This is a genomic window from Thermoflavimicrobium dichotomicum, assembly GCF_900114055.1.
GTDB lineage: Bacteria > Bacillota > Bacilli > Thermoactinomycetales > Thermoactinomycetaceae > Thermoflavimicrobium > Thermoflavimicrobium dichotomicum.
This window is the reverse complement of sequence record NZ_FORR01000004.1, coordinates 140,650-161,195: the sequence shown is the minus strand read 5'-3', so window position 1 is coordinate 161,195 and position 20,546 is coordinate 140,650. Positions and strand designations below refer to the sequence as shown.

Genomic DNA, 20,546 nt, shown 5'->3' with positions numbered 1-20,546 from the left:
TAAGGCTGAGCTCCTGAGTCGTTCTTTTCCCGGTGAGGAACGATTCAGGGGCTTTTTTCATGGGAAGGGATCAAAATTTGGGATCGCCGAAGTCGCCAACGTTTTTCGTTATGACAAATGCGGTCAGGTACATTGAAGGGATTCCTTGGGCTTGATATAATTAAGCAATGCAGCCTTGCTTTTTATGTTCGGGAGGAATCTTGGATGGATAGACGTGAAAAACTAAAAATGATCCGTAACTTTTCGATTATTGCCCATATTGACCATGGAAAATCCACTTTGGCTGACCGGATTTTGGAATATACCGGGGCTCTATCGGAAAGGGAAATGACGGATCAATATCTGGATAAAATGGAATTGGAAAAAGAACGTGGAATTACGATCAAGTTGCAATCTGTTCGTTTGAAATATAAAGCGAAAGATGGGCAGGAATATATTTTGAATCTGATCGATACCCCAGGTCATGTTGACTTCTCTTATGAAGTTTCACGCAGTTTGCAAGCGTGTGAAGGAGCTTTGCTCGTGGTGGATGCGGCACAAGGAGTGGAAGCACAGACACTGGCAAACGTTTATCTGGCTTTGGAAAGCGATCTGGAAATCATTCCGGTCATTAATAAAATCGACTTGCCCAGTGCCGAACCAGAGCGCGTAAAACAGGAAATTGAAGATGTGATCGGGCTGGATGCCAGCGAGGCTGTTTTGGCTTCAGCTAAAGCAGGGATTGGAATCGAAGAAATTTTGGAGCAAGTGGTAGAGAAAGTTCCAGCTCCATCCGGTGATCCAGATGCCCCTCTGCGTGCACTGATTTTCGACTCCTATTATGATTCGTATAAAGGTGTTATCGTCTATATGCGTGTGGTAGAGGGAACGGTTAAAAAAGGCATGAAAATTAAAATGATGTCCACAGGCAAAACATTTGAAGTGACTGAAGTAGGAGCGTTTACACCTCATCCGGTACTGATGGATGAATTGTCTGTAGGCGAAGTTGGTTTCATTGTTGCGGGTATCAAAAATGTAAAAGATACACGTGTTGGGGATACCATTACTGATGCAAATAATCCAGCTACAGAGCCCCTGCCAGGATATCGCAAGATTACACCGATGGTTTATTGTGGGATGTATCCGGTCGATTCATCCGAATATGATGATCTGCGTGAAGCCTTGGAAAAGCTGGAGCTCAATGACGCTTCGTTGACCTATGAGCCAGAGACGTCATCAGCGCTCGGCTTCGGTTTCCGCTGTGGATTTTTGGGACTGTTGCATATGGAAATCATTCAGGAACGGATCGAGCGGGAGTTTGGCATTCAGTTAATTACTACAGCCCCAAGTGTTGTGTATAAAGTATATCAGACCGATGGATCTGTATTGGATATAGAAAATCCTACCTTGATGCCGCCTCCCCAAAAGATTGACCATGTTGAAGAGCCGTATGTTCGAGCCAGTATTATGGTACCCAATGATTATGTGGGTACGGTTATGGAGTTGTGCCAAAGCAAACGGGGACAGTATGTGGACATGAAGTACATTGATACCAACCGTGTCAATCTGATCTACGAGCTTCCTTTGGCAGAGATCGTCTATGATTTCTTTGACCAATTAAAATCGGGCACAAAGGGATATGCATCACTGGACTACGAATTGATTGGTTACAAGCCATCCAATCTGGTAAAGATGGATATATTGCTGAACGGCGAAGTAGTCGATGCCTTATCCTTTATTGTGCATCGAGACCGGGCTTATCATCGTGGACGGGCTTTGGTGGAGAAATTGAAGAAATTGATCCCCAGACAGATGTTTGAAGTGCCTGTACAAGCTGCCATTGGCAATAAAATCATTGCTCGGGAGACCATTAAAGCTATCCGTAAAAATGTATTGGCCAAATGTTATGGTGGGGATGTCAGTCGTAAACGGAAGCTGTTGGAGAAACAAAAAGAAGGTAAAAAGCGCATGAAAAGCATCGGCAGTGTAGACGTACCACAAGAAGCATTTATGGCTGTATTGCAAGTGGACGACAACAAGTAAACAAAAAAATTCAGTTTTTCCGAGCGAGTGACTAACGAACCATACCCAGCGGAGAGACGGAAAGCGAAAGATTAAAAACGCGGGCAATATCCATTTAAGCGGCAGCATGTTTTGCCCGCTTCTTAAGCTTCCGTCTCGAAGCGACCCTGAAATGCTTCCTTGCAGGGCGCTGTCGGAAAAACGGAGCTGGTACTGCATTGATCTGTAACTCTAGGGGCTTTTATGGATTGAGGATATTGGCATGGCAGGGATTCCTGAGGAATAGGAACCCCGACATTGAAATCAAGTCTTTGTCAACAAGCTCGGCCATGAGTGACTTTCACTCATGGCTTTTTAAAAAAGTTGGGGGGAAATGTATTGGCACCGAAAGCCGTTTATATTCATATTCCTTTTTGCACGAACAAATGCCATTATTGCGATTTCACAGCTTATGTAGTAGATGGTCAGCCTGTTGAAGATTATCTTGCTGCTTTGGAGCGCGAAATGGAATTGACAGTAGCTGAAGTTCCGCCAGGTGAGATTGAAACGGTGTTTATAGGCGGAGGTACACCCACTGTTTTAAATCCACAGCAGATGGAACGATTACTCCTCAGCATCCGTACTTATTTTCCGCATTGGTCAAATGAATGGGAGTTTACCATTGAAGCAAATCCGGGGACAACCGGAGAAGAATTGTTGGAAGTGATGCAGGCAGGTGGCGTCAATCGAATCAGCTTTGGCGCACAAACATTTCGTCCCGATTTACTCCAGAAAATTGGACGCATTCATGGAGTTGAAGATATTTATCGCAGCGTCGAACAGGCAAGAAGTGTAGGCTTTGACAATATCTCGCTGGATCTGATGTTTGGATTACCCCATCAAACTTTACAGGATGTCCAGAAAACATTGATTGAAGCACTTAAATTGGAACCCGATCATTTTTCCTGTTATAGCTTGAAAATCGAGGAAGGAACATTGTTTCATCATTTGTATGAGCGCAATGAATTGCCACTGCCTCCAGAGGAAGAAGAGCTGGCTATGTATCAGTGGATTCGTTCAAATTTACCGAGATATGGGTATATTCAATATGAAATAAGTAATTTTTCTAAACCTGGAAAGGAAAGCAGACATAACTCCATTTATTGGCTGAATGAAGAGTATTATGGACTAGGAGCCGGTGCCCATGGTTATATGAATAAAGTGAGACATGCAAATGTAAAAGGAGTCAAAGAGTATATCCATCAAGTTCAACATGGTAAGCGACCTGTATTGGAGCGACATGAAGTGAATGCCCAGGAAGAGATGGAAAACTTTATGATTTTAGGATTGCGAATGTTGAAAGGAGTGAGTTGCACACGTTTTTATTCGTTGTATCATAAACGTATAGAAGAAGTATATGGCTCAGTGATTGAGCGGTTGGTAGAGCAGGGGATGTTAACGGTTCAAGATGATCGGATTGCTCTGACAGAAAAAGGGTTGATTTATGGAAACGAAGTATTTGCTTCTTTTCTTATATGAGCAATTGACATCAATACCGCCGTTTGATAATTTAAATATAGTATTTTAGCACTCGTTTTGTGTGAGTGCTAACAAGGGAGGGAGGCAGATGTTAACAGAGCGGCAAAAGCGTATTCTCTGGGCGGTGATTGATGATTACATCGTGTCAGCTGAACCAGTGGGTTCGCGCACCGTTTCCAAGAAAGAAGGAGTTGGCTTTAGTGCTGCAACTGTGCGCAATGAAATGGCTGACCTGGAAGAAATGGGCTATTTGGAGCAACCGCATACATCTGCCGGACGGATCCCCTCACAAAAAGGGTACCGCTTCTATGTGGATCATTTGCTGACACCACAAAAATGGACACCGAAAGATATTATGGCCATTCACCAAATGTTTTCACAAAAGATTGACCATGTTGAACAAGCGATTCAACATACTTCCAATATACTGTCGCAATTGACCAATTATATGACGATTTGCTTGGGACCGCGGGTTTTTATAGATAAGCTGAAGCATTTGCAGGTCGTTCCGTTGTCAGATCGTTCAGCCGTTTCCATTGCGGTGACAGATCGAGGACATGTCCAACAACAACGAATTACCATTCCGGAAAATGTTTCGTTCTCCACGATTGAGAGATTGGTCAACTTGTTAAATGATCGCTTGAAGGGTGTGCCATTGTCAAAGTTAAAAACATTTGTGGCGCGCGAACTGACAAGTGAGTTGAAACGGCACATCGATCATTACGAAAATACGTTAGAACTGTTGGATCAGATTTTGCATATCCAATCAGAGGAGCGTATTTATACGAGTGGAACGACCAAGATGTTGGAACAGCCAGAGTTCCAAGATGTAGAAAAAATGAAGATGTTGTTGGACTTTTTGGAAGAGGATGATCGAATCATCCAATTGCTTGAACCAAGTACAAATGGTATACAGGTACGAATTGGTGACGAAATTCATATTGAAGAAGTCAATCATTGCAGTATTATTACTGCATCATATATGATAGATGGTGAGCCGGTTGGAACGATTGGTGTTTTAGGACCTACACGAATGAATTATCGAAAGGTGATTAGCCTGATTGACATCCTCTCCCAAATCTTTTCCAAACAACTGAATTCCATGTATGAAGGTAAGTAAAAGATTGAGTTTGTTGTGTGGTTGTTTACTCAGGGGTTCGAAAGTCGGTTAGAACCCCTATCCCTATATACTTAACGAGATGAAGAAGAATAGTGAAAAAGTCAGGCGATAAAGGATGGGCAGCAAATCTTCGTAATGGATCACATGGAAGTGAAACATCCGGCCATTCTGATTGTATAATAAAATCGTTGGTTGCAAAGAATGCTGGAATTTTGAGATTTCCGTCCTTAACGTTCTCGTATTCGCAGAGGATTTCGTATAGAATGAAAAAAGTCATATTCTAAGTCAGACGTGCGACATGAGAGCTGTTTTTTCGTGTTCTTACGAGGATCTGGGGCTCGTGGGTCTCGCCAGCAAAGGAGGGAGTATGGCATGGCGGCCAAAAAAAGAAAAAGGAAACGCATCCGTATCGATGCCGATAGCTTGCAGGCGACAAAAATATTGGAGCATGAAGAAGTTGTGCATACAGAAATGCATGAGCAGGCTGCTCATATGGAAGAAAATGTGGAGCCAACGATAGCCAATGAACCAATGCCCGAGCAAGAGCCGAAGCTGGGAAATCAACCGATCTTGGGAAATACACCCATCATTGATGAAGAAAAAGACATGGAAATGGAAATGACAGAAGAGAGACTGGCTCAAGAAGAAGCAGTAGCTGATCACAAAGAGGTCACGGCAGGCAAGGAAGAAGTGCCGGAGGAAACTCAAGATATATCCGAGGAAGTTGTTGTTGACCCAACAATCGAATTACAGAAAGAAATTGAATCATTAAAACAGAAACTGAGTGAGTATGAAACTCTGACTGAAGAATTACAACAGAAATTGGCTGAGATGCATGAAAAACTGTTGATGTCTCATGCTGATCTGGAAAACTTCCGGCGGCGAGCCAGAAAAGATAAAGAAGATGCATTAAAATATGCATCTGTGCCGCTGATTGAGTCCCTATTACCTGTATTGGATAATTTTGAGCGAGCATTGGATGCCGCAGATAAATCATTGGATGCTGAAGGGTTAAAACAAGGCGTCGAAATGGTTTATCGCCAGTTTTTACAAGTGTTGTCTCAAGCAGGGCTTACCCTGATTGAGGCAGAGGGTAAACCTTTTAATCCGCACGAGCATAATGCGGTGATGCAAGTAGAGAGTGATCAATACGAACCAGGAATGGTAGTAGAAGAATTGCAGCCAGGCTACCGCTATAAAGATCGTGTGATTCGTCCAAGTATGGTGAAAGTAAGCAGTTAATTTTACTATACAACTTGTTGGAGAGTATGTAGGAGGGGACTATCTATGGGTAAAATTATTGGCATTGACCTAGGAACCACTAACTCTTGCGTTGCATTCATGGAAGGATCTGAAGCAGTAGTTATCCCAAACGCAGAAGGTGGACGTACTACTCCATCTGTTGTTGGCTTTTCCAAAACGGGAGAACGCTTAGTGGGTGAAGCAGCAAAGCGTCAAGCAATCACCAATCCAGATAAAACGATTATTTCGATTAAACGTTATATGGGAACCGACCATAAAGTGAAAATTGATGGAAAAGAGTATACACCACAAGAAATTTCAGCCATGATCTTACAGAAATTAAAAGCGGATGCGGAAGCTTATCTGGGCGAAAAAGTAACACAGGCTGTTATTACTGTTCCTGCATATTTTAATGATAGTCAACGTCAAGCGACAAAAGATGCAGGAAGAATTGCTGGGCTTGAAGTACTGAGAATCATTAACGAGCCAACAGCAGCCGCTTTGGCCTATGGTTTGGGAAAAGAAGAAGCGCAAACCATTTTGGTTTTTGACTTGGGTGGAGGTACTTTTGACGTATCCATTCTCGAGATGGAAGACGGATTCTTCCAAGTGGTGGCAACCAGTGGAGATAACCACTTGGGTGGAGATGATTTTGACCAAGTCATTATTGACTACCTGGTTCAGGAGTTTAAAAAAGAGCATGGTGTTGACTTGAGAAATGACAACATGGCCATGCAACGTCTGAAAGAGGCAGCCGAAAAAGCGAAAAAAGACTTGTCCGGCGTGCTGACTACCACGATCTCTCTCCCATTCTTGACACAGGTAGATGGTGTACCCAAACACTTGGAAATGAACTTGACCCGTGCGAAGTTTGAAGAGTTGAGTGCACACCTGATTGAACGCACCATGGGACCGACTCGTCAGGCATTGCAAGATGCTGGACTAAGTCCAAGCGATATTGATAAAGTAATCCTGGTGGGTGGTTCTACACGGATTCCTGCCGTACAGGAAGCAATCAAAAAGCTGATTGGTAAAGAGCCTTCTAAAGGAGTAAACCCAGATGAAGTTGTAGCAATGGGAGCAGCGATCCAAGGTGGAGTCATCTCCAAAGATGTAAAAGATGTTGTATTGGTAGACGTTACTCCATTATCCCTTGGAATCGAAACCTTGGGCGGTGTATTTACGAAGCTGATCGAAAGAAATACAGCCATCCCAGTGGAAAGATCCCAAATCTTCTCTACGGCAACGGATAACCAAACCGTAGTGGATATCCATGTTCTGCAAGGAGAGCGCCCCATGGCGAAAGACAATAAGACATTGGGTCGCTTCCAGTTGCGTGATATTCCACCAGCTCCACGAGGGGTTCCGCAAATTGAGGTTACCTTTAAAATCGATGTGAATGGAATTGTATCTGTGACAGCAAAAGATAAGGCAACTGGTAAGAGTCAAAATATCACGATTCAATCTTCCAGCGGCTTGAGTGAAGAAGAGATCCAACGCATGATCCGTGAAGCTGAGCTTCATGCTGAGGAAGATAAAAAGCGGAAAGAGCAGATCGAATTGCGTAACAAAGCAGATCAGCTCATCTTTACCACTGAAAAAACGCTGAAAGAACTTGGAGACAAAGTGGAGCAAAGTGAAGTAGATAAAGTAAATCAAGTGAAAGATGAACTGAAAAAAGCCTTGGAAGGTGAAGACTTCGAGGCTATCAAAAAAGGAACAGAAGAGTTGGAACAAGCCGTTCAGCAGCTATCGATCAAGCTGTATGAACAGGCACAGCAAACAGCACAAGCGGCACAAAACAATGAACAGAAAGATGAGCGCGTTGTTGATGCTGAGTTCGAGGAAATAAAAGAAGATAAAAAGTAAGAGGAGCAATACTGAAGGTCTCCTCGGCCTGAAAGTCAAGTCAACGTCGGGGTTCGCCTTGACTTGACTTTCTTTTTTTGATGTAAGAGAAAGAGGAGGTGATCTGGTGAGCAAACGCGATTATTATGAAGTGCTGGGTGTTGATCGAAATGCCACTGCTGACGAAATTCGAAAAGCATATCGCAAGCTTGCACGCAAATATCATCCGGATGTCAATAAGGAACCAGATGCAGAAGAAAAATTTAAAGAGATTAAAGAAGCCTATGAAGTTTTGAGTGATGAGCAAAAACGAGCTCACTATGATCAATTCGGTCATACTGACCCATCGGGTGGATTTGGTACAGGTGGCTTTGCTGGCGGATTTGATGGTGGTTTTAGCGGTGGCTTTAGTGGTATAGAAGATATCTTTGATATGTTTTTCGGTGGCACCCGACGCAATCCATTTGCAGCACGGCAAGGTGCGGATTTAGAATACCGGATTCAAATTGATTTTAAAGATGCCATTTATGGTACATCTGTTGAACTTCAAATTCCGAAAACGGAAGCTTGTCCGACCTGTAAGGGAAGTGGGGCAAAACAGGGAAGCCGTCCCGAGACCTGTAGTGTTTGCCGGGGAAGAGGACAAGTAGAGGAAGTGAAGAATACACCTTGGGGTAAAATTCAGCATTCTCGCACTTGTCCATCTTGTAAAGGCGAAGGAAAAGTGATTCGGGAGAAATGTTCGACCTGTACTGGTTTAGGAAAGGTAAAAAGAAAACGGAAGCTCAGCGTAAAAATCCCTGCAGGCATTTATGATGGTGATCGTTTGCGTGTGCGTGGTGAAGGAGAGCCAGGTATTAATGGTGGACCTCCTGGGGATTTGATTATTACGGTTTTTGTAAAGCCGCATGAAGTATTTGTGCGTGACGGATATGATTTGGTTTGTGAGTTGCCAATTACCTTTGGTGTAGCGGCTCTCGGTGGTGAAGTGGTTGTTCCGACACTGGAAGGAAAAGCGAAATTGAAGATTCCAACAGGTACCCAAACAGGAACAGAATTCCGCTTACGCGGCAAAGGAGTTCCGCGCTCGCGAGGAATGGTTGGAGACTTGCGGGTAAGGGTTCGTGTGGTTACACCAACCAATCTGAATGAAGAACAGCGAGAAGCCTTGCGGCAGTTCTCAAGGCTGTGTGGAGAATATGTTCAGAACCAAAACAATAGCTTTTTTGATAAAATGAAACGAGCGTTTAAAGTAGATTAATAAGACAACAAGAACGGGCGCCCTGCCCGTTTTTCTTTATCAAAAGGGGGTAAAGATGATGAACTGGCTTGAATTAAGCGTTCATACGAGTTCGGAAGCAGTGGAAGCAGTAAGCAACTTGCTCCAGGAAGTTGGAGCAGAGGGTGTATCCATTGAAGATCCAGAAGTGTTGAACCGTCATTGGGAAAACCAGTATGGAGAAATCATTGAACTGAAAAAAGAAGATTATCCGGAATATGGAGTGATTGTTAAGGCCTATTTTCCTGATTTGATCGATTTTGAATCGATCGTTTCTCAGGTGAAACAAAGAGTAGAGCAGCTTTCCCAGTTTGGACTTGATCCTGGTCCGGGAATAGTCCGAACGTCACTCGTGGATGAAGAATCATGGGCCAATAAATGGAAAAAGTATTATAAACCGGTACGTATCTCACCGCGATTAACAATCAAACCTGTTTGGGAAGCATATCAGGCTGCTTCTCCTGATGAGAGAATTATCGAATTGGATCCGGGGATGGCATTTGGTACAGGGACTCATCCTACGACTGTCTTGTCTTTAAAAATGCTGGAAAAATACTTGTTTCCAGAATCTCGTGTGATCGATGTCGGATGCGGGAGTGGCATCTTGAGTATTGCTGCAGCAAAACTGGGAGCAAAAAAAGTGTTGGCATTGGATTTGGATCCACTTGCAGTAGAAAAAAGTAAGGAAAACGTCCGGTTAAACCAAGTCGAACCGGTGGTTGAAGTAAGACAGGGGGATTTGTTAAAAGGAGTAGCCCAAACGGCCGATTGTGTAGTAGCCAATATCCTGGCAGAAATTATTGTCAAGTTTGTCCATGATTTACCGCGTGTTCTGGTACCTGGCGGTATTTTTGTCGGTTCAGGTATTATTAAAGAGAAATCCGGGCTTGTTCTATCCGCTTTAAACGATACAGGCCTTCAGGTTTTGGAAACCATTCACCAGGAAGACTGGGTGGCGATTGTCGCAAAAAAATGGTAAACTAGGTAGGAGTGTCTTATGCAGAGGTATTTTGTATCACCCAAACAAATCAGTGGAAATCAGATCCAGATCACAGGTGATGATGTGCATCATATCAAAACCGTGATGCGCAATCGAATCGGTGATCGATTCATTTGTTGTGATGGGCATGGTCTTGATTATTTCGTGGAAATTACCGAAATCCACTCACAATATATTGAGTGTCGCGTACTCGAAACGGCCCCTTCCAAAGGTGAGCCTGTCAGTCAGATCACGATTGCACAGTCGTTGCCTAAAGGGGACAAGTTTGAAACCATTTTGCAAAAAGGAACAGAAATTGGGGCGGCACGATTTCTGCCTTTTACCTCTTTGCGTACCATTGTTAAACTCGATGATAAAAAAGGGCAGAAAAAGCTTGAACGTTGGAAACGCATTGTAAAGGAAGCCGCTGAACAATCTCATCGCGGCTGTATTCCAGAAGTCTTTCAACCGATTCATTGGAAAGAGCTACTCAAAGAGATCGAAAAGGCGGAACTGGCTCTCATTGCCTATGAAAAAGGGGGAGAGCCCTTAACGCATGTCACGATGAGTGAAGCCCAGCAAATTCTCCTGATCATTGGTCCAGAAGGTGGATTCTCTGAACAGGAGATCGAAGAAGCGAAGGCGGCTGGTGCTTTGCCAATCACATTAGGAACAAGAATTCTTCGTACAGAGACCGCATCTTTGGTAGCTCTTTCCTGTATCCTGTTTGCAAAACGAGAATTAGGAGGTGAAGCATGATGAATCGGGTGGCTTTTCATACCTTAGGCTGTAAGGTGAATGCCTATGAAACAGAAGCAATGTGGCAGTTGTTTAAAAAAGCGGGCTATGTTCGTGTGGATTTTGAAGATGAGGCGGATGTTTATCTGATCAATACCTGTACGGTAACCAATACAGGGGATAAGAAGAGCCGGCAGGTGATTCGTCGTGCGATTCGCCGGAATCCGGATGCAGTCATTGCGGTAACAGGGTGTTATGCGCAAACTTCACCGGCGGAAGTTGCTGCTATTCCAGGTGTAGATATTGTAGTAGGTACATCAGGTCGTGATAAGCTGATTGAGTATGTAGAGAAGTTTCGGCGTGAACGTCAGCCGATCCATGCTGTGGCGAATATCATGAAACAGCGTGAATTTGAAGACCTGGACGTTCCGGCTTTTTCTGATCGGACTCGTGCTTTTCTCAAAATTCAAGAGGGATGCAATAACTTCTGCACTTTCTGTATCATCCCATGGGCAAAAGGATTATCCCGCAGCCGTAAGCCAGAGAGCGTACTGCAACAAGCGCGTCAATTGGTGGAAGCAGGTTATAAAGAAATCGTGTTGACTGGAATTCATACAGGTGGATATGGTGAGGATTTTGAAAACTATCGTTTAGCTGATCTCTTGTGGGATTTGGATAAAATTGAAGGGTTAAAACGCATCCGGATCAGCTCCATTGAGGCGAGCCAAATTGATGAACGTGTCATCGAAGTATTGAATGCTTCTGAGAAAATGTGCCGTCATTTGCATATCCCGCTTCAGGCTGGAGATGATGCGGTTCTCAAACGCATGCGCCGGAAATATACGACGAGCGAGTATCGGGAAAAAATCCTTCAATTACATGAGGCGATGCCAAATGTAGCGATTACCACGGATGTCATTGTTGGCTTCCCTGGAGAAACCGATGAACAATTTGAGAATGGCTATCGCTTTATTGAAGAGCTCGATATGTATCAGTTGCACGTATTCCCATATTCCAAACGGACGGGAACTCCTGCTGCACGTATGCCAGATCAGGTGCCTGAAGAGATTAAGCACGAACGTGTAAAACGGATGATTGAACTGTCCAATCGCCTGTCTCTCAAATATGCCGAGAAATTCGTTGGTGATGTAGTCGAAGTGATTCCAGAGCGTCCGTATAAAGAAGACCCATCCAACGGCTTGTATATGGGATATTCCGATAACTATCTGCAAGTGGTTTTCCCAGCCAACGAAGAGATGGTGGGGAAAGTGTGCCGAGTGAAAGTAGACGAGGCTGGTCCTGAATATTGCCATGGTACTTTCGTTCGTGTGGTCGATGAGGTACCACGCCCGGCAAAAGCAGTATAAATGAGTGAATGAGAGCTGTTAACGGCAAGTACGTTAGCAGTTCTTTTTTTGCTTTGAATGCCAGCAAAATATTGTCATCGATATATAAAGCTGGTATCCTTTTTTAGGAGTAAGCGGATTATTGTTCCTTTCTTGTGCGATTGGTTATAATCTCTTGGCAAACTGAAAATAAAAGGGGGGAAAATGTGAAAGAGATTTCTGCAGGTGGCGTTGTTTATCGGAAAAGAGATGGACAAATCGAGATTCTCCTCATACGTGACCGCTTTGGGTATATTTCATTGCCGAAAGGAAAAATAGAAGCAGGCGAGTCAGACGAAGAAACGGCTCTACGTGAAATCCAGGAGGAAACAGGGATTTCGGGTAGAGTGGTAGAGAAACTTCTTACGATTCAGTATGATTACGAGCATGAAAAGAAAGGCCTTATTCACAAGGAAGTGAACTACTTTTTGGTTGAGGCGTTGGAAGGGAAGGAAACGCCACAAATAGAGGAAATAGATATGGTTGCTTGGTATTCTCCTGAAGAAGCTTGGGAACTGCAACAAAGCGCTGGTTATCATAACAACCAGGTAGTGCTGGAAAAAGCTTATCGAGTTTTAAACTTAAAGTAAATGGGAAAGGAATGGATCATATGACTCAACATATCGCTGCCATGATTGATCATACCTTGCTGAAACCGGAAGCAACCAGAGATGACATTGTCAAACTGTGCGAAGAAGCCAAAGCCCATCAATTTGCTTCGGTTTGTGTCAATCCATACTGGGTTCGGGTAGCTGCTGAACAATTGGCCGATTCTCCAGTCAAAGTATGTACCGTTATAGGCTTCCCGCTAGGGGCAACGCCAAAAGAAGTAAAAGCATATGAAACAAAGCAGGCGGTACAAGATGGAGCGACAGAAATTGATATGGTACTAAACATTGGTGCACTCAAATCGGGCGACTTTGACACCGTAAAAAAAGATATTCAAGCCGTTGTTGAAGCTGCGGCAGGAAATCTGGTTAAAGTCATTTTAGAGACCGGTCTTTTAACCGATGAAGAAATCATCCAGGCAAGCAAGTTGTCCAAAGAAGCTGGAGCGCACTTTGTAAAAACTTCTACAGGCTTCCTTGCTGGTGGAGCAACAGTACACGCAGTAGAACTCATGCGGAAAACAGTTGGTGAAGAAGTAGGAGTGAAAGCTTCAGGTGGCGTTCGTGATCTCGAAACAGCCGAAAAAATGATTCAAGCCGGTGCAAATCGAATCGGTACCAGCTCCGGTGTAGCGATCGTCACAGGTGGTAAAGGAACAAGCACTTATTAAGTCGGATTTTCTATAAGAGGGGTTAAAATCAGAGGAGCTTATGCTAAGGCTCCTTTTCTTAATAGGTCTTTCGTGGATATTCACTCCATTTCCACACTGTCTTACGCTCGGGAACCAGCCAGATGATGAATTTGGCAAATAGTGGTCCAATGGGAAGGACGAATAAGGAACAAATGACATTAAATAGCGTTTGGACATGAGCGATTTGAGTCGTTGGTGAATCGGACAGATAGGGAATCCAGTCAATGTAAACCGGGATCAAGGGAGCAAATAAAACAACTCCTGCAATGTTGAGAATCAGATGGGCGATGGCAACGCGTTTGGCATGGATGTTTGTTTGGATTGCGGCAATCATTCCCGTTACACAAGTACCTACGTTACTTCCATAAATGACAGCAATGGCAAAAGGAAGGGTAACCAAATTGGAGGCGTAAAAGCCCATCGTGATGGCGATCGTGGCACTACTGCTGTGAATAAGGGCTGTAATAATGGCTCCAACCAATATACCTGAAATAATGGGATTGCCACTGTTCTCTATCAATAAATCGATCCAACCTCGTTCCTTGAGTGGTTGAATTAACCATTGAATTATTTCAATTCCCAGAAACAGAAATCCAAAGCCACTAATAATGAAGCCCAGTGGCCGAACGTTTTTCCAGGTCATCAAACGTAAGATGATGCCGATCACAATGAATGGTACAGCGAAATCTTCAATATTTAATGCCAGGATTTGTGTTGTTACAGTCGTACCGATGTTGGTCCCAAGGATGATCCCGATGGAGTGAGTAAAGGAAATCAGACCTGCATGCACAAAGCCGATCGTTAGCACAGTAACAGCTGTACTGCTTTGCAATAAAGCAGTGGTAATGGTTCCTGTGATAAAACCACGAAAAGGTGTTTTGGTAAATCGCAATAGAATGCCTTTTAGATTTTCTCCAGCCAAGGTTTCAAAGCCTGTTCTCATTTTATTTAAACCATATAAAAAGACAATGAGCCCTATAGTAAATGGAAAAAGAATTTCAGTCATTGATCATGCCTCCCCATTTGCAGCTATTATATGGCTGGAGGTGGACGGGCATGACAAAAAATGCGCCCAAAGGGCGCGATGAACTTTTATTTTTTGGCATGCCTCCTGAAAAAAGGAGGAGCATCGAACTCATCAAATTCTGGGTGATATGGCTCTGACCAAGGGTTTTGCTGCTCAGAAGACTTTCGCGACTGGCGCTCGTGACGACTTTGTTTAGCGGGGACTGGTGCTCCAAACGTGGCCCATGGGGGTGTCTGGCTCCATTCTTCTTGTTCTTTCGAAAAGTTCTCTTCATCAGGAAATTGGCTGTAATTGTACGATGAAAATGGAGGCGCTTCATAAGGTGAAGAATGAAGTTGCTTAAGTTCTTCTTGGATCATTTGTCGAACCATTTTGCGTAATTTGCTTTCATTGGCTGAAGATTTGTTTTTTGCCAAGGATTTTCACTCCTTTATCATTCATGATACATTATATGTTACAGGGCTACTGTTGTGTTTGCGCTATGCAGATTGCCTATCTTTGATATAATTAGGCTTAAGAACAGGAGGGAACTGAGTGTCTGAATGTATTTTTTGTCAAATCGTTGATGGTAAAATTCCGTCGCAAAAAGTGTATGAAGATGAGTTCTTGTATGCTTTTCGTGATATTAATCCAGTAGCTCCTGAGCATGTGCTTGTCATTCCGAAAAAACATATTTCTTCTCTTATGCATCTGGAAGAAGAAGACAAAGTATTGGCAGGGAAAATCTTACTGGGTATCAAAAAGATTGCCAAACAATTGGGCTTGGATGAAAGAGGATTTCGTGTTGTGAACAATATCGGACAAGAAGGTGGGCAAACGGTATTCCACATTCATTTCCATCTTTTGGGAGGGCGTCAACTAACTTGGCCGCCAGGTTGATTTTGACTAGAAGATTCTCATTCGATATAATACAATAAGAGGATATATGCCCTGAACAACGGTGATGTCAAACCTAGAGAAGGGAAGTCCAGTTTCCTGACAAAGGAACAAAAAGAACTTCTATCACGGTCAAAATTCATTGGTTTGCAAGATTTTGTGGATGCTGACCGCCTCTCTCTGGGGATCAGGCCACTACTTGCTTCAATGTGTGTTATTGCGCCGCTGTTCGAGTGGCTAGCTGGCCCGTGGAGGGAGGGATAAGCATGGTTGAAACACGCGTTCGTAAGAATGAATCCTTGGATAGTGCATTGCGCCGTTTCAAGCGTTCTTGTGCAAAACATGGCATTTTGTCTGAAATCCGCAAGCGCGAGCGTTATGAAAAACCAAGTGTTCGTCGTAAAAAGAAAGCAGAAGCAGCTCGCAAAAAGCGTCGTTAGAGAGGTGTAACCAGTGAGTCTGGTACAGCAAATTGAGCAAGACATGAAAACTGCGATGAAAAATAAAGAGAAGCAAAAGGTGTCTACGCTTCGGATGCTTCGTGCATCAATCAAAAAGGTAGAAATTGACAAACGTGAAGCTCTAAACGATGAAGAAGTATTGGAAGTAATTATGAAGGAGATCAAACAGCGGAAGGATTCATTAGCGGAATACGAAAAAGCAGGACGTGATGATCTCGTTCAAAAAGAACAGGAAGAGCTTGACATTCTGTCGCAGTATTTGCCTGAGCAATTATCCGAAGAAGAGCTTCGTGCTATTGTGCAGGAAGTAATCCTGGAGGTAGGCGCTTCTTCGAAAAAGGATATGGGTAAAGTCATGGGAGCGATTTTACCAAAGGTAAAAGGAAGAGCAGACGGGAAAGTTGTCAATCGCTTGGTTCAGGAATATTTGGCATAAACAGCGTGGACGACCACGCTGTTTTTTTGCAAGCCAAAGAGCAGACAACGCGCCTGCTCTTATTTTTTTATGGCGATCCGTTGGTTCTGGTCAGGTTCGACATGTACCTGGATATGGGCGATTTGAAACTCGTTACGTAGTTTTTCTTCGATGACTTCAGTGATCATGTGGCTTTCGATGACATTTAGATGGGGATCTACTGTAATATCAACGTCCACCAAGATCTCATTTCCGTGCAATCTGCCTTTGATGCGCTGAATCTGTTTGACGCCCTGAACCTGTGCGACCGAATGGTGTAACTGAGCGAGTAGATTGACATCAATCCCATCTGTAAGCGTGTGTGTGGATTCTTGAAAAATTTCCCACGCTGTTTTACAGATAATCCCTCCAACAATGAAAGCGGTGACCGGGTCTAACCAGGGAAGTTGGAATTGTGAACCGATAATGCCAATGCAAGCACCAAGACTGACTAACGAATCGGACAGATTGTCTTTGGCTGCTGCTTTGACAGCCTGACTGTTTGTTTTTTTAGCAATGTAAAGATTATAGCGATATACGATATACATAATGATAGCGCAAACCAGAGAGACCCATACAGCGCTCCAATCTGGCCTGTGTATTTGTTTGTTGATAAGTGCCTGGCCTGCTTTTACAAGAACTTCAATCCCTACAGCCGTCATGATAAATGAAGCAATAAGGGAGGCAATCGTTTCAGCTCGACGATGTCCATATGGATGATCCTGGTCTGCTGGTTTTCTGGAAAGTTTTAATCCGACCAAGACAGCCAGTGAAGCTAAAATGTCTGTACTATTGTTTAATCCGTCCGCTGTCAGTGCTTTGGAATGGGTAAAGTATCCTGCAGCCAATTTTCCTGCAGATAAAAGTATATAAGCCCCGATACTTAGCCAAGCTGCTTTTTCGCTTAGCTTTGTTAAATCTTTCTCCAATCCAATCCCCCTTCGTATGCTCATACTGAAAAAAGATTAACAGGTAAAGAGCATGTGGGTCTAGAGAAACGTTTTTTACTTGGCTCTACAAAACAAGAAGAGTGAAAGAAAATAATGGGATTCCAATTTTGTTGGATAAAAGAAACTGATCGATTTTTTTGGGAATAGTTAGTGGGTATGGAAACAATTAATAAACATAGTTTATAGCGTGCGTTTCATACTATTCATAGAAAGGAGATGAAAATATGGCGCGTTCACGCAGTACCAATCGTTTATTGGTACCTGGAGCTTCAGCTGTTTTAAATCAATTCAAAGAAGAAATTGCGGCTGAATTTGGAGTGAAACTGGGGCCAGATACCACATCACGTGGGAATGGATCTGTCGGTGGGGAAATTACAAAACGCTTGGTTACTCAAGCTCAGCGACAGCTATAATAATAATCAATTCTATTCATTATGCAAAGGGATATAGCAAAAACGCTATATCCCTTTTTAATATCCATCGATAAGATAGTTTTATACAATTTTCCATAATAATAACAATTAATCATTATCACGATAAAATCATTCAGAAAAATGATTAAATATTAAATAATTATATTTACATACCCAATGATAATTGTTACAATATTGTTGTAAAAACATATTTTATGAGAAAGGAGAACTTCAAATTGTTTCAACTGAGCAGTAAGTTCCGTTTTTCCATGTTGTTTGCTTGTCTGTTGGTTTTGGCAATGTTGGTGGTACCACCTGCAAAAGCAGATGCGTACAGTTGGACTCGTACGTTAAAAGTAGGGGATTCTGGTGCAGATGTAAAAGAATTGCAAATTCGTGTTGCTGGGTGGGCTGCAAGTTCCCCTTCTCAGACCTATGTGGCCGTTGATGGAGTGTTTGGACCTCAAACAGAAGCAGCAGTCAAAAGATTTCAACAGGCTTATGGTTTGACACCAGACGGGATTGTTGGTCCAGCAACGCAGGCTAAATTAAATGCACTGGAAGACAGTGACGGATCAACCGCACATTTTAATTGGTCAGAATTTTATTCAAAAGATGGAAGCGGTTTCTCAGGTGGTAAAGTAAGCGCTGCAACTGTACAGGAAAATGTTCGTCGACTGATGTGGAAGTTGGAAGCACTGCGTAAGAAAGCGGGAGATAGTCCTATTACCATCAATTCCGGATTCCGTAGTATTAGTCATAATAGTGCAGTAGGTGGCGAATCAAATAGTATGCATATGTATGGAATTGCTGCAGATATTGTTGTTTCCGGTAAAAGTGTATCCGAAGTAATAAACTTAGCGAAAACCTGTGGCTTTAGTGGCATTATTCGATACAGCAGCTTTACTCATGTGGATAGTCGCGTCGAATATCCATCTTATGGTGCGGGCTACTGGTATTGGAATGACTAATATGCATATGAGATGTTGTGATCTTATAAATAAAAAATAGTTAATATTTGGAATGCATGAAATCATATCAGTGATGTTAATGATACAAAAATCGGATGGAAGAAGAGGGCATTTTTCTCCCAAGAGACCTTTGGAGTGGACAGCCTGGCTTCCTATCAGGATACCTACTTGAACGTGACGGAAATATGCCCTCTATCACATCCGTCATAAGGTTATGAACATTCCTGATATCATGCATACTATATTTGATAAAGTATAAGGAAAGTTAGAGTGGGTTGACTCAACAGATCAGAGTCAGCCCATTTTCATTCAGGTTGAGTATATTCTATTTATTGTGTCTTATGGGAGTCAGGCCTAACGTATGAGTAAATCTACCACCAAAACAAGATTAAAATAGAATACATATTTTGCTAAAAGGAAAGAGGGGAAGAGATTCTAAACGAATAGGAATCTGCATATTTCTTAATTAGAGACGGAGGGACGGAGGATGAAGAGAATCGGAAAAAAAAATATGCGCAAATGGATCTCCGAATGGTTTGATCTGCCGCCGGACGTGGCAGAAGAAGTCCCCCGCTTGGAAATGATCGGATTGTCCCATCTGCAAGTGGAAAACCACCGGGGGGTTCTTTCATTTAGTCCACAAGAGTTAAAGCTTCGTATGACAGAAGGATATTTAACCATATTGGGTGATCATTTGAAGATTAAAGCAATCACATCTGATATGGTGTGGGTAGAAGGGAAAATGAAAGGATTAAAATATACAGAATAGGGGGAGAGGAACATCAGGTTGCCAGACATTTTCCAGGGAAAAGTAAAATTCGTTTGTAGAGGTGAACAACTTACAGCATGGTTAAATGTCTTGATTGAACATGGGGTGAAAGCGGAAGATATTTATTGGGTGGACAAGGATCGGGTTGAACTTACTTTGGCTCTGCCCGATTTCTTTCGAATCATCCCATTTTTACGTCAGTATCGCATTCGAATCAAAATTTTGGAGAAAAAGGGCTTGCCTTTTCTTCTGCAAAAAATAAAGCGAAGGAAATTTTTCCATATCGGTTTTATTTTTTTCATATTTATATTATTTGCGATGTCATCGTTTATCTGGCACATTGATATTGAAGGAGCAGAGGATTTTCCGACTGAACATATACGATCGATTCTAGCTGAAGAGGGGGTTTTTGTTGGCCAATTCAAATATCGTTTACCCAATGATCGCCATTTACAAGAAAGGCTTCTCGAACGATTGCCAGAAGCATCCTGGATCGGTGTTCGTATCGAAGGCACACGAGCCGTGATTACAGTTGTAAATAAAAAGAAAGTGGATCATTTGAAGAAAGAGCAGGAGGAAAAAGGACCGGTTGATCTGGTTTCCAATAAACACGCCATGATTGTGGACATGCAGGTGGAACGCGGACGTCCGGTTGTAGACATTTATGATGTCGTACAAAAAGGACAACTATTGGTTTCAGGCGAATATGGTAATCCAGAGCAGCCAGATACGGGAAAAATTGTCGGAGCAAAGGGTAAAGTAATAGGGGAGGTATGGTATGAATCAGAGGTAACTTTACCTTTAATCGAAGAGCGAAAGGAATATACGGGGCAAAGGGATAAGGTCACTCACTTTTTTATCGGATCCAAAATCTTTAGAAATCCTTTCCATCGGGCAATGCCATTGAAACGATATGAAACGATTCAATCAATGCGCTCTCTTTATTTGGGTAATTGGAAACTGCCTTTTGGACTGGTGGACGAAGAAAGATTGGAAATGCGTTCCGTCCAATATCATCGTCCTTTAAAGGAAGCAATTCAGTTGGCTATACAGCGAGCAAAAGAAGAATTAAGCATAAATTTAGGTTCAGAAGGCAGGATTCTGACGGAAAAAGTTTTGCACCAGCGCATTGACAATGGTAAAGTTTATTTGAAGATACATTTTGATGTACTTGAAAACATTGCTGTTTCACAACCTATTTTGCAAGGAGAATGA

21 protein-coding genes are annotated in these 20,546 nt (G+C 42.8%); 18 read left to right on the top strand and 3 right to left on the bottom strand.

Annotation, left to right across the window (positions count from 1 at the left end; genetic code table 11):
• Positions 1–204 precede the first annotated feature (204 nt).
• The 11 genes from lepA to deoC all read left to right on the top strand — a co-directional run bounded on the left by lepA (position 205) and on the right by deoC (position 13,389).
• Complete coding sequence (gene lepA / locus BMZ78_RS06505; protein WP_093228944.1) at positions 205–2,022, top strand: translation elongation factor 4; 1,818 nt, start codon at positions 205–207, stop codon at positions 2,020–2,022.
• A gap of 357 nt (positions 2,023–2,379) precedes the next feature.
• Complete coding sequence (gene hemW, locus BMZ78_RS06500) at positions 2,380–3,519, top strand: radical SAM family heme chaperone HemW (protein WP_093228942.1); 1,140 nt, start codon at positions 2,380–2,382, stop codon at positions 3,517–3,519.
• Positions 3,520–3,607: 88 nt separating this feature from the next.
• The gene (hrcA, locus tag BMZ78_RS06495) at positions 3,608–4,639 is read left to right on the top strand and encodes a heat-inducible transcriptional repressor HrcA (protein ID WP_093228940.1); all 1,032 of its coding nucleotides are present in this window, start codon (positions 3,608–3,610) and stop codon (positions 4,637–4,639) included.
• 372 nt (positions 4,640–5,011) lie between these two features.
• Positions 5,012–5,881 (top strand): nucleotide exchange factor GrpE, encoded by an 870-nt coding sequence (grpE, locus tag BMZ78_RS06490; RefSeq protein ID WP_245739757.1) that lies wholly within the window; start codon positions 5,012–5,014, stop codon positions 5,879–5,881.
• 45 nt (positions 5,882–5,926) lie between these two features.
• Positions 5,927–7,750 (top strand): molecular chaperone DnaK, encoded by a 1,824-nt coding sequence (gene dnaK, locus BMZ78_RS06485; RefSeq protein ID WP_093228939.1) that lies wholly within the window; start codon positions 5,927–5,929, stop codon positions 7,748–7,750.
• A gap of 106 nt (positions 7,751–7,856) precedes the next feature.
• Positions 7,857–8,990 (top strand): molecular chaperone DnaJ, encoded by a 1,134-nt coding sequence (dnaJ, locus tag BMZ78_RS06480; RefSeq protein WP_093228937.1) that lies wholly within the window; start codon positions 7,857–7,859, stop codon positions 8,988–8,990.
• 58 nt (positions 8,991–9,048) lie between these two features.
• Positions 9,049–9,987, top strand: a complete 939-nt coding sequence (prmA, locus tag BMZ78_RS06475) for a 50S ribosomal protein L11 methyltransferase (RefSeq protein WP_093228936.1) — start codon at positions 9,049–9,051, stop codon at positions 9,985–9,987.
• A gap of 18 nt (positions 9,988–10,005) precedes the next feature.
• Positions 10,006–10,746, top strand: a complete 741-nt coding sequence (locus BMZ78_RS06470) for a 16S rRNA (uracil(1498)-N(3))-methyltransferase (protein ID WP_093228934.1) — start codon at positions 10,006–10,008, stop codon at positions 10,744–10,746.
• Positions 10,746–12,092, top strand: coding sequence for a tRNA (N(6)-L-threonylcarbamoyladenosine(37)-C(2))-methylthiotransferase MtaB (mtaB, locus tag BMZ78_RS06465; RefSeq protein ID WP_093229020.1), 1,347 nt, complete (start codon positions 10,746–10,748; stop codon positions 12,090–12,092). The genes BMZ78_RS06470 and mtaB overlap by 1 nt, the downstream gene beginning before the upstream one ends.
• 185 nt (positions 12,093–12,277) lie before the next feature.
• Positions 12,278–12,700: an NUDIX hydrolase gene (locus BMZ78_RS06460; RefSeq protein ID WP_093228933.1), complete on the top strand. Its 423-nt coding sequence runs from the start codon at positions 12,278–12,280 to the stop codon at positions 12,698–12,700.
• Positions 12,701–12,720: 20 nt separating this feature from the next.
• Positions 12,721–13,389: a deoxyribose-phosphate aldolase gene (gene deoC, locus BMZ78_RS06455; RefSeq protein ID WP_093228931.1), complete on the top strand. Its 669-nt coding sequence runs from the start codon at positions 12,721–12,723 to the stop codon at positions 13,387–13,389.
• Positions 13,390–13,447: 58 nt separating this feature from the next.
• Here deoC and BMZ78_RS06450 read toward each other — a convergent pair whose 3' ends face one another.
• Together BMZ78_RS06450 and BMZ78_RS06445 are read right to left on the bottom strand one after the other, a co-directional pair.
• Positions 13,448–14,416 (bottom strand): Na/Pi cotransporter family protein, encoded by a 969-nt coding sequence (locus BMZ78_RS06450; RefSeq protein WP_093228930.1) that lies wholly within the window; start codon positions 14,414–14,416, stop codon positions 13,448–13,450.
• An 86-nt stretch (positions 14,417–14,502) separates the two neighbouring features.
• On the bottom strand, positions 14,503–14,853 hold the full coding sequence (locus BMZ78_RS06445) for a hypothetical protein (protein ID WP_093228928.1): 351 nt from the start codon (positions 14,851–14,853) through the stop codon (positions 14,503–14,505).
• A gap of 118 nt (positions 14,854–14,971) precedes the next feature.
• On the opposite strand from BMZ78_RS06445, the gene BMZ78_RS06440 reads away from it, so the two are divergent.
• From BMZ78_RS06440 to BMZ78_RS06430, 3 genes are all read left to right on the top strand, one after another.
• Positions 14,972–15,316, top strand: coding sequence for a histidine triad nucleotide-binding protein (locus tag BMZ78_RS06440; protein ID WP_093228927.1), 345 nt, complete (start codon positions 14,972–14,974; stop codon positions 15,314–15,316).
• A 263-nt stretch (positions 15,317–15,579) separates the two neighbouring features.
• Positions 15,580–15,753 (top strand): 30S ribosomal protein S21, encoded by a 174-nt coding sequence (gene rpsU, locus BMZ78_RS06435; RefSeq protein WP_093228925.1) that lies wholly within the window; start codon positions 15,580–15,582, stop codon positions 15,751–15,753.
• Positions 15,754–15,766: 13 nt separating this feature from the next.
• On the top strand, positions 15,767–16,210 hold the full coding sequence (locus BMZ78_RS06430) for a GatB/YqeY domain-containing protein (RefSeq protein ID WP_093228924.1): 444 nt from the start codon (positions 15,767–15,769) through the stop codon (positions 16,208–16,210).
• Positions 16,211–16,269: 59 nt separating this feature from the next.
• Here BMZ78_RS06430 and BMZ78_RS06425 read toward each other — a convergent pair whose 3' ends face one another.
• Complete coding sequence (locus BMZ78_RS06425; RefSeq protein ID WP_341849626.1) at positions 16,270–17,157, bottom strand: cation diffusion facilitator family transporter; 888 nt, start codon at positions 17,155–17,157, stop codon at positions 16,270–16,272.
• Positions 17,158–17,402: 245 nt separating this feature from the next.
• On the opposite strand from BMZ78_RS06425, the gene BMZ78_RS06420 reads away from it, so the two are divergent.
• From BMZ78_RS06420 to yqfD, 4 genes are all read left to right on the top strand, one after another.
• Positions 17,403–17,591, top strand: coding sequence for an alpha/beta-type small acid-soluble spore protein (locus BMZ78_RS06420; RefSeq protein WP_093228921.1), 189 nt, complete (start codon positions 17,403–17,405; stop codon positions 17,589–17,591).
• 236 nt (positions 17,592–17,827) lie between these two features.
• Positions 17,828–18,562 (top strand): D-Ala-D-Ala carboxypeptidase family metallohydrolase, encoded by a 735-nt coding sequence (locus BMZ78_RS19360; RefSeq protein WP_281244542.1) that lies wholly within the window; start codon positions 17,828–17,830, stop codon positions 18,560–18,562.
• 487 nt (positions 18,563–19,049) lie between these two features.
• Complete coding sequence (yqfC, locus tag BMZ78_RS06410; protein WP_093228920.1) at positions 19,050–19,331, top strand: sporulation protein YqfC; 282 nt, start codon at positions 19,050–19,052, stop codon at positions 19,329–19,331.
• 18 nt (positions 19,332–19,349) lie between these two features.
• On the top strand, positions 19,350–20,546 hold the full coding sequence (gene yqfD / locus BMZ78_RS06405) for a sporulation protein YqfD (RefSeq protein ID WP_175482333.1): 1,197 nt from the start codon (positions 19,350–19,352) through the stop codon (positions 20,544–20,546).

Coding starts and splice junctions, on each gene's coding strand:
- lepA (WP_093228944.1), top strand. CDS start 205: ATGGATAGACGTGAAAAACTAAAAATGATCCGTAACTTTTCGATTATT.
- hrcA (WP_093228940.1), top strand. CDS start 3,608: ATGTTAACAGAGCGGCAAAAGCGTATTCTCTGGGCGGTGATTGATGAT.
- grpE (WP_245739757.1), top strand. CDS start 5,012: ATGGCGGCCAAAAAAAGAAAAAGGAAACGCATCCGTATCGATGCCGAT.
- dnaK (WP_093228939.1), top strand. CDS start 5,927: ATGGGTAAAATTATTGGCATTGACCTAGGAACCACTAACTCTTGCGTT.
- prmA (WP_093228936.1), top strand. CDS start 9,049: ATGAACTGGCTTGAATTAAGCGTTCATACGAGTTCGGAAGCAGTGGAA.
- BMZ78_RS06470 (WP_093228934.1), top strand. CDS start 10,006: ATGCAGAGGTATTTTGTATCACCCAAACAAATCAGTGGAAATCAGATC.
- mtaB (WP_093229020.1), top strand. CDS start 10,746: ATGAATCGGGTGGCTTTTCATACCTTAGGCTGTAAGGTGAATGCCTAT.
- deoC (WP_093228931.1), top strand. CDS start 12,721: ATGACTCAACATATCGCTGCCATGATTGATCATACCTTGCTGAAACCG.
- BMZ78_RS06450 (WP_093228930.1), bottom strand. CDS start 14,416: ATGACTGAAATTCTTTTTCCATTTACTATAGGGCTCATTGTCTTTTTA.
- rpsU (WP_093228925.1), top strand. CDS start 15,580: ATGGTTGAAACACGCGTTCGTAAGAATGAATCCTTGGATAGTGCATTG.
- BMZ78_RS06420 (WP_093228921.1), top strand. CDS start 17,403: ATGGCGCGTTCACGCAGTACCAATCGTTTATTGGTACCTGGAGCTTCA.
- yqfC (WP_093228920.1), top strand. CDS start 19,050: ATGAAGAGAATCGGAAAAAAAAATATGCGCAAATGGATCTCCGAATGG.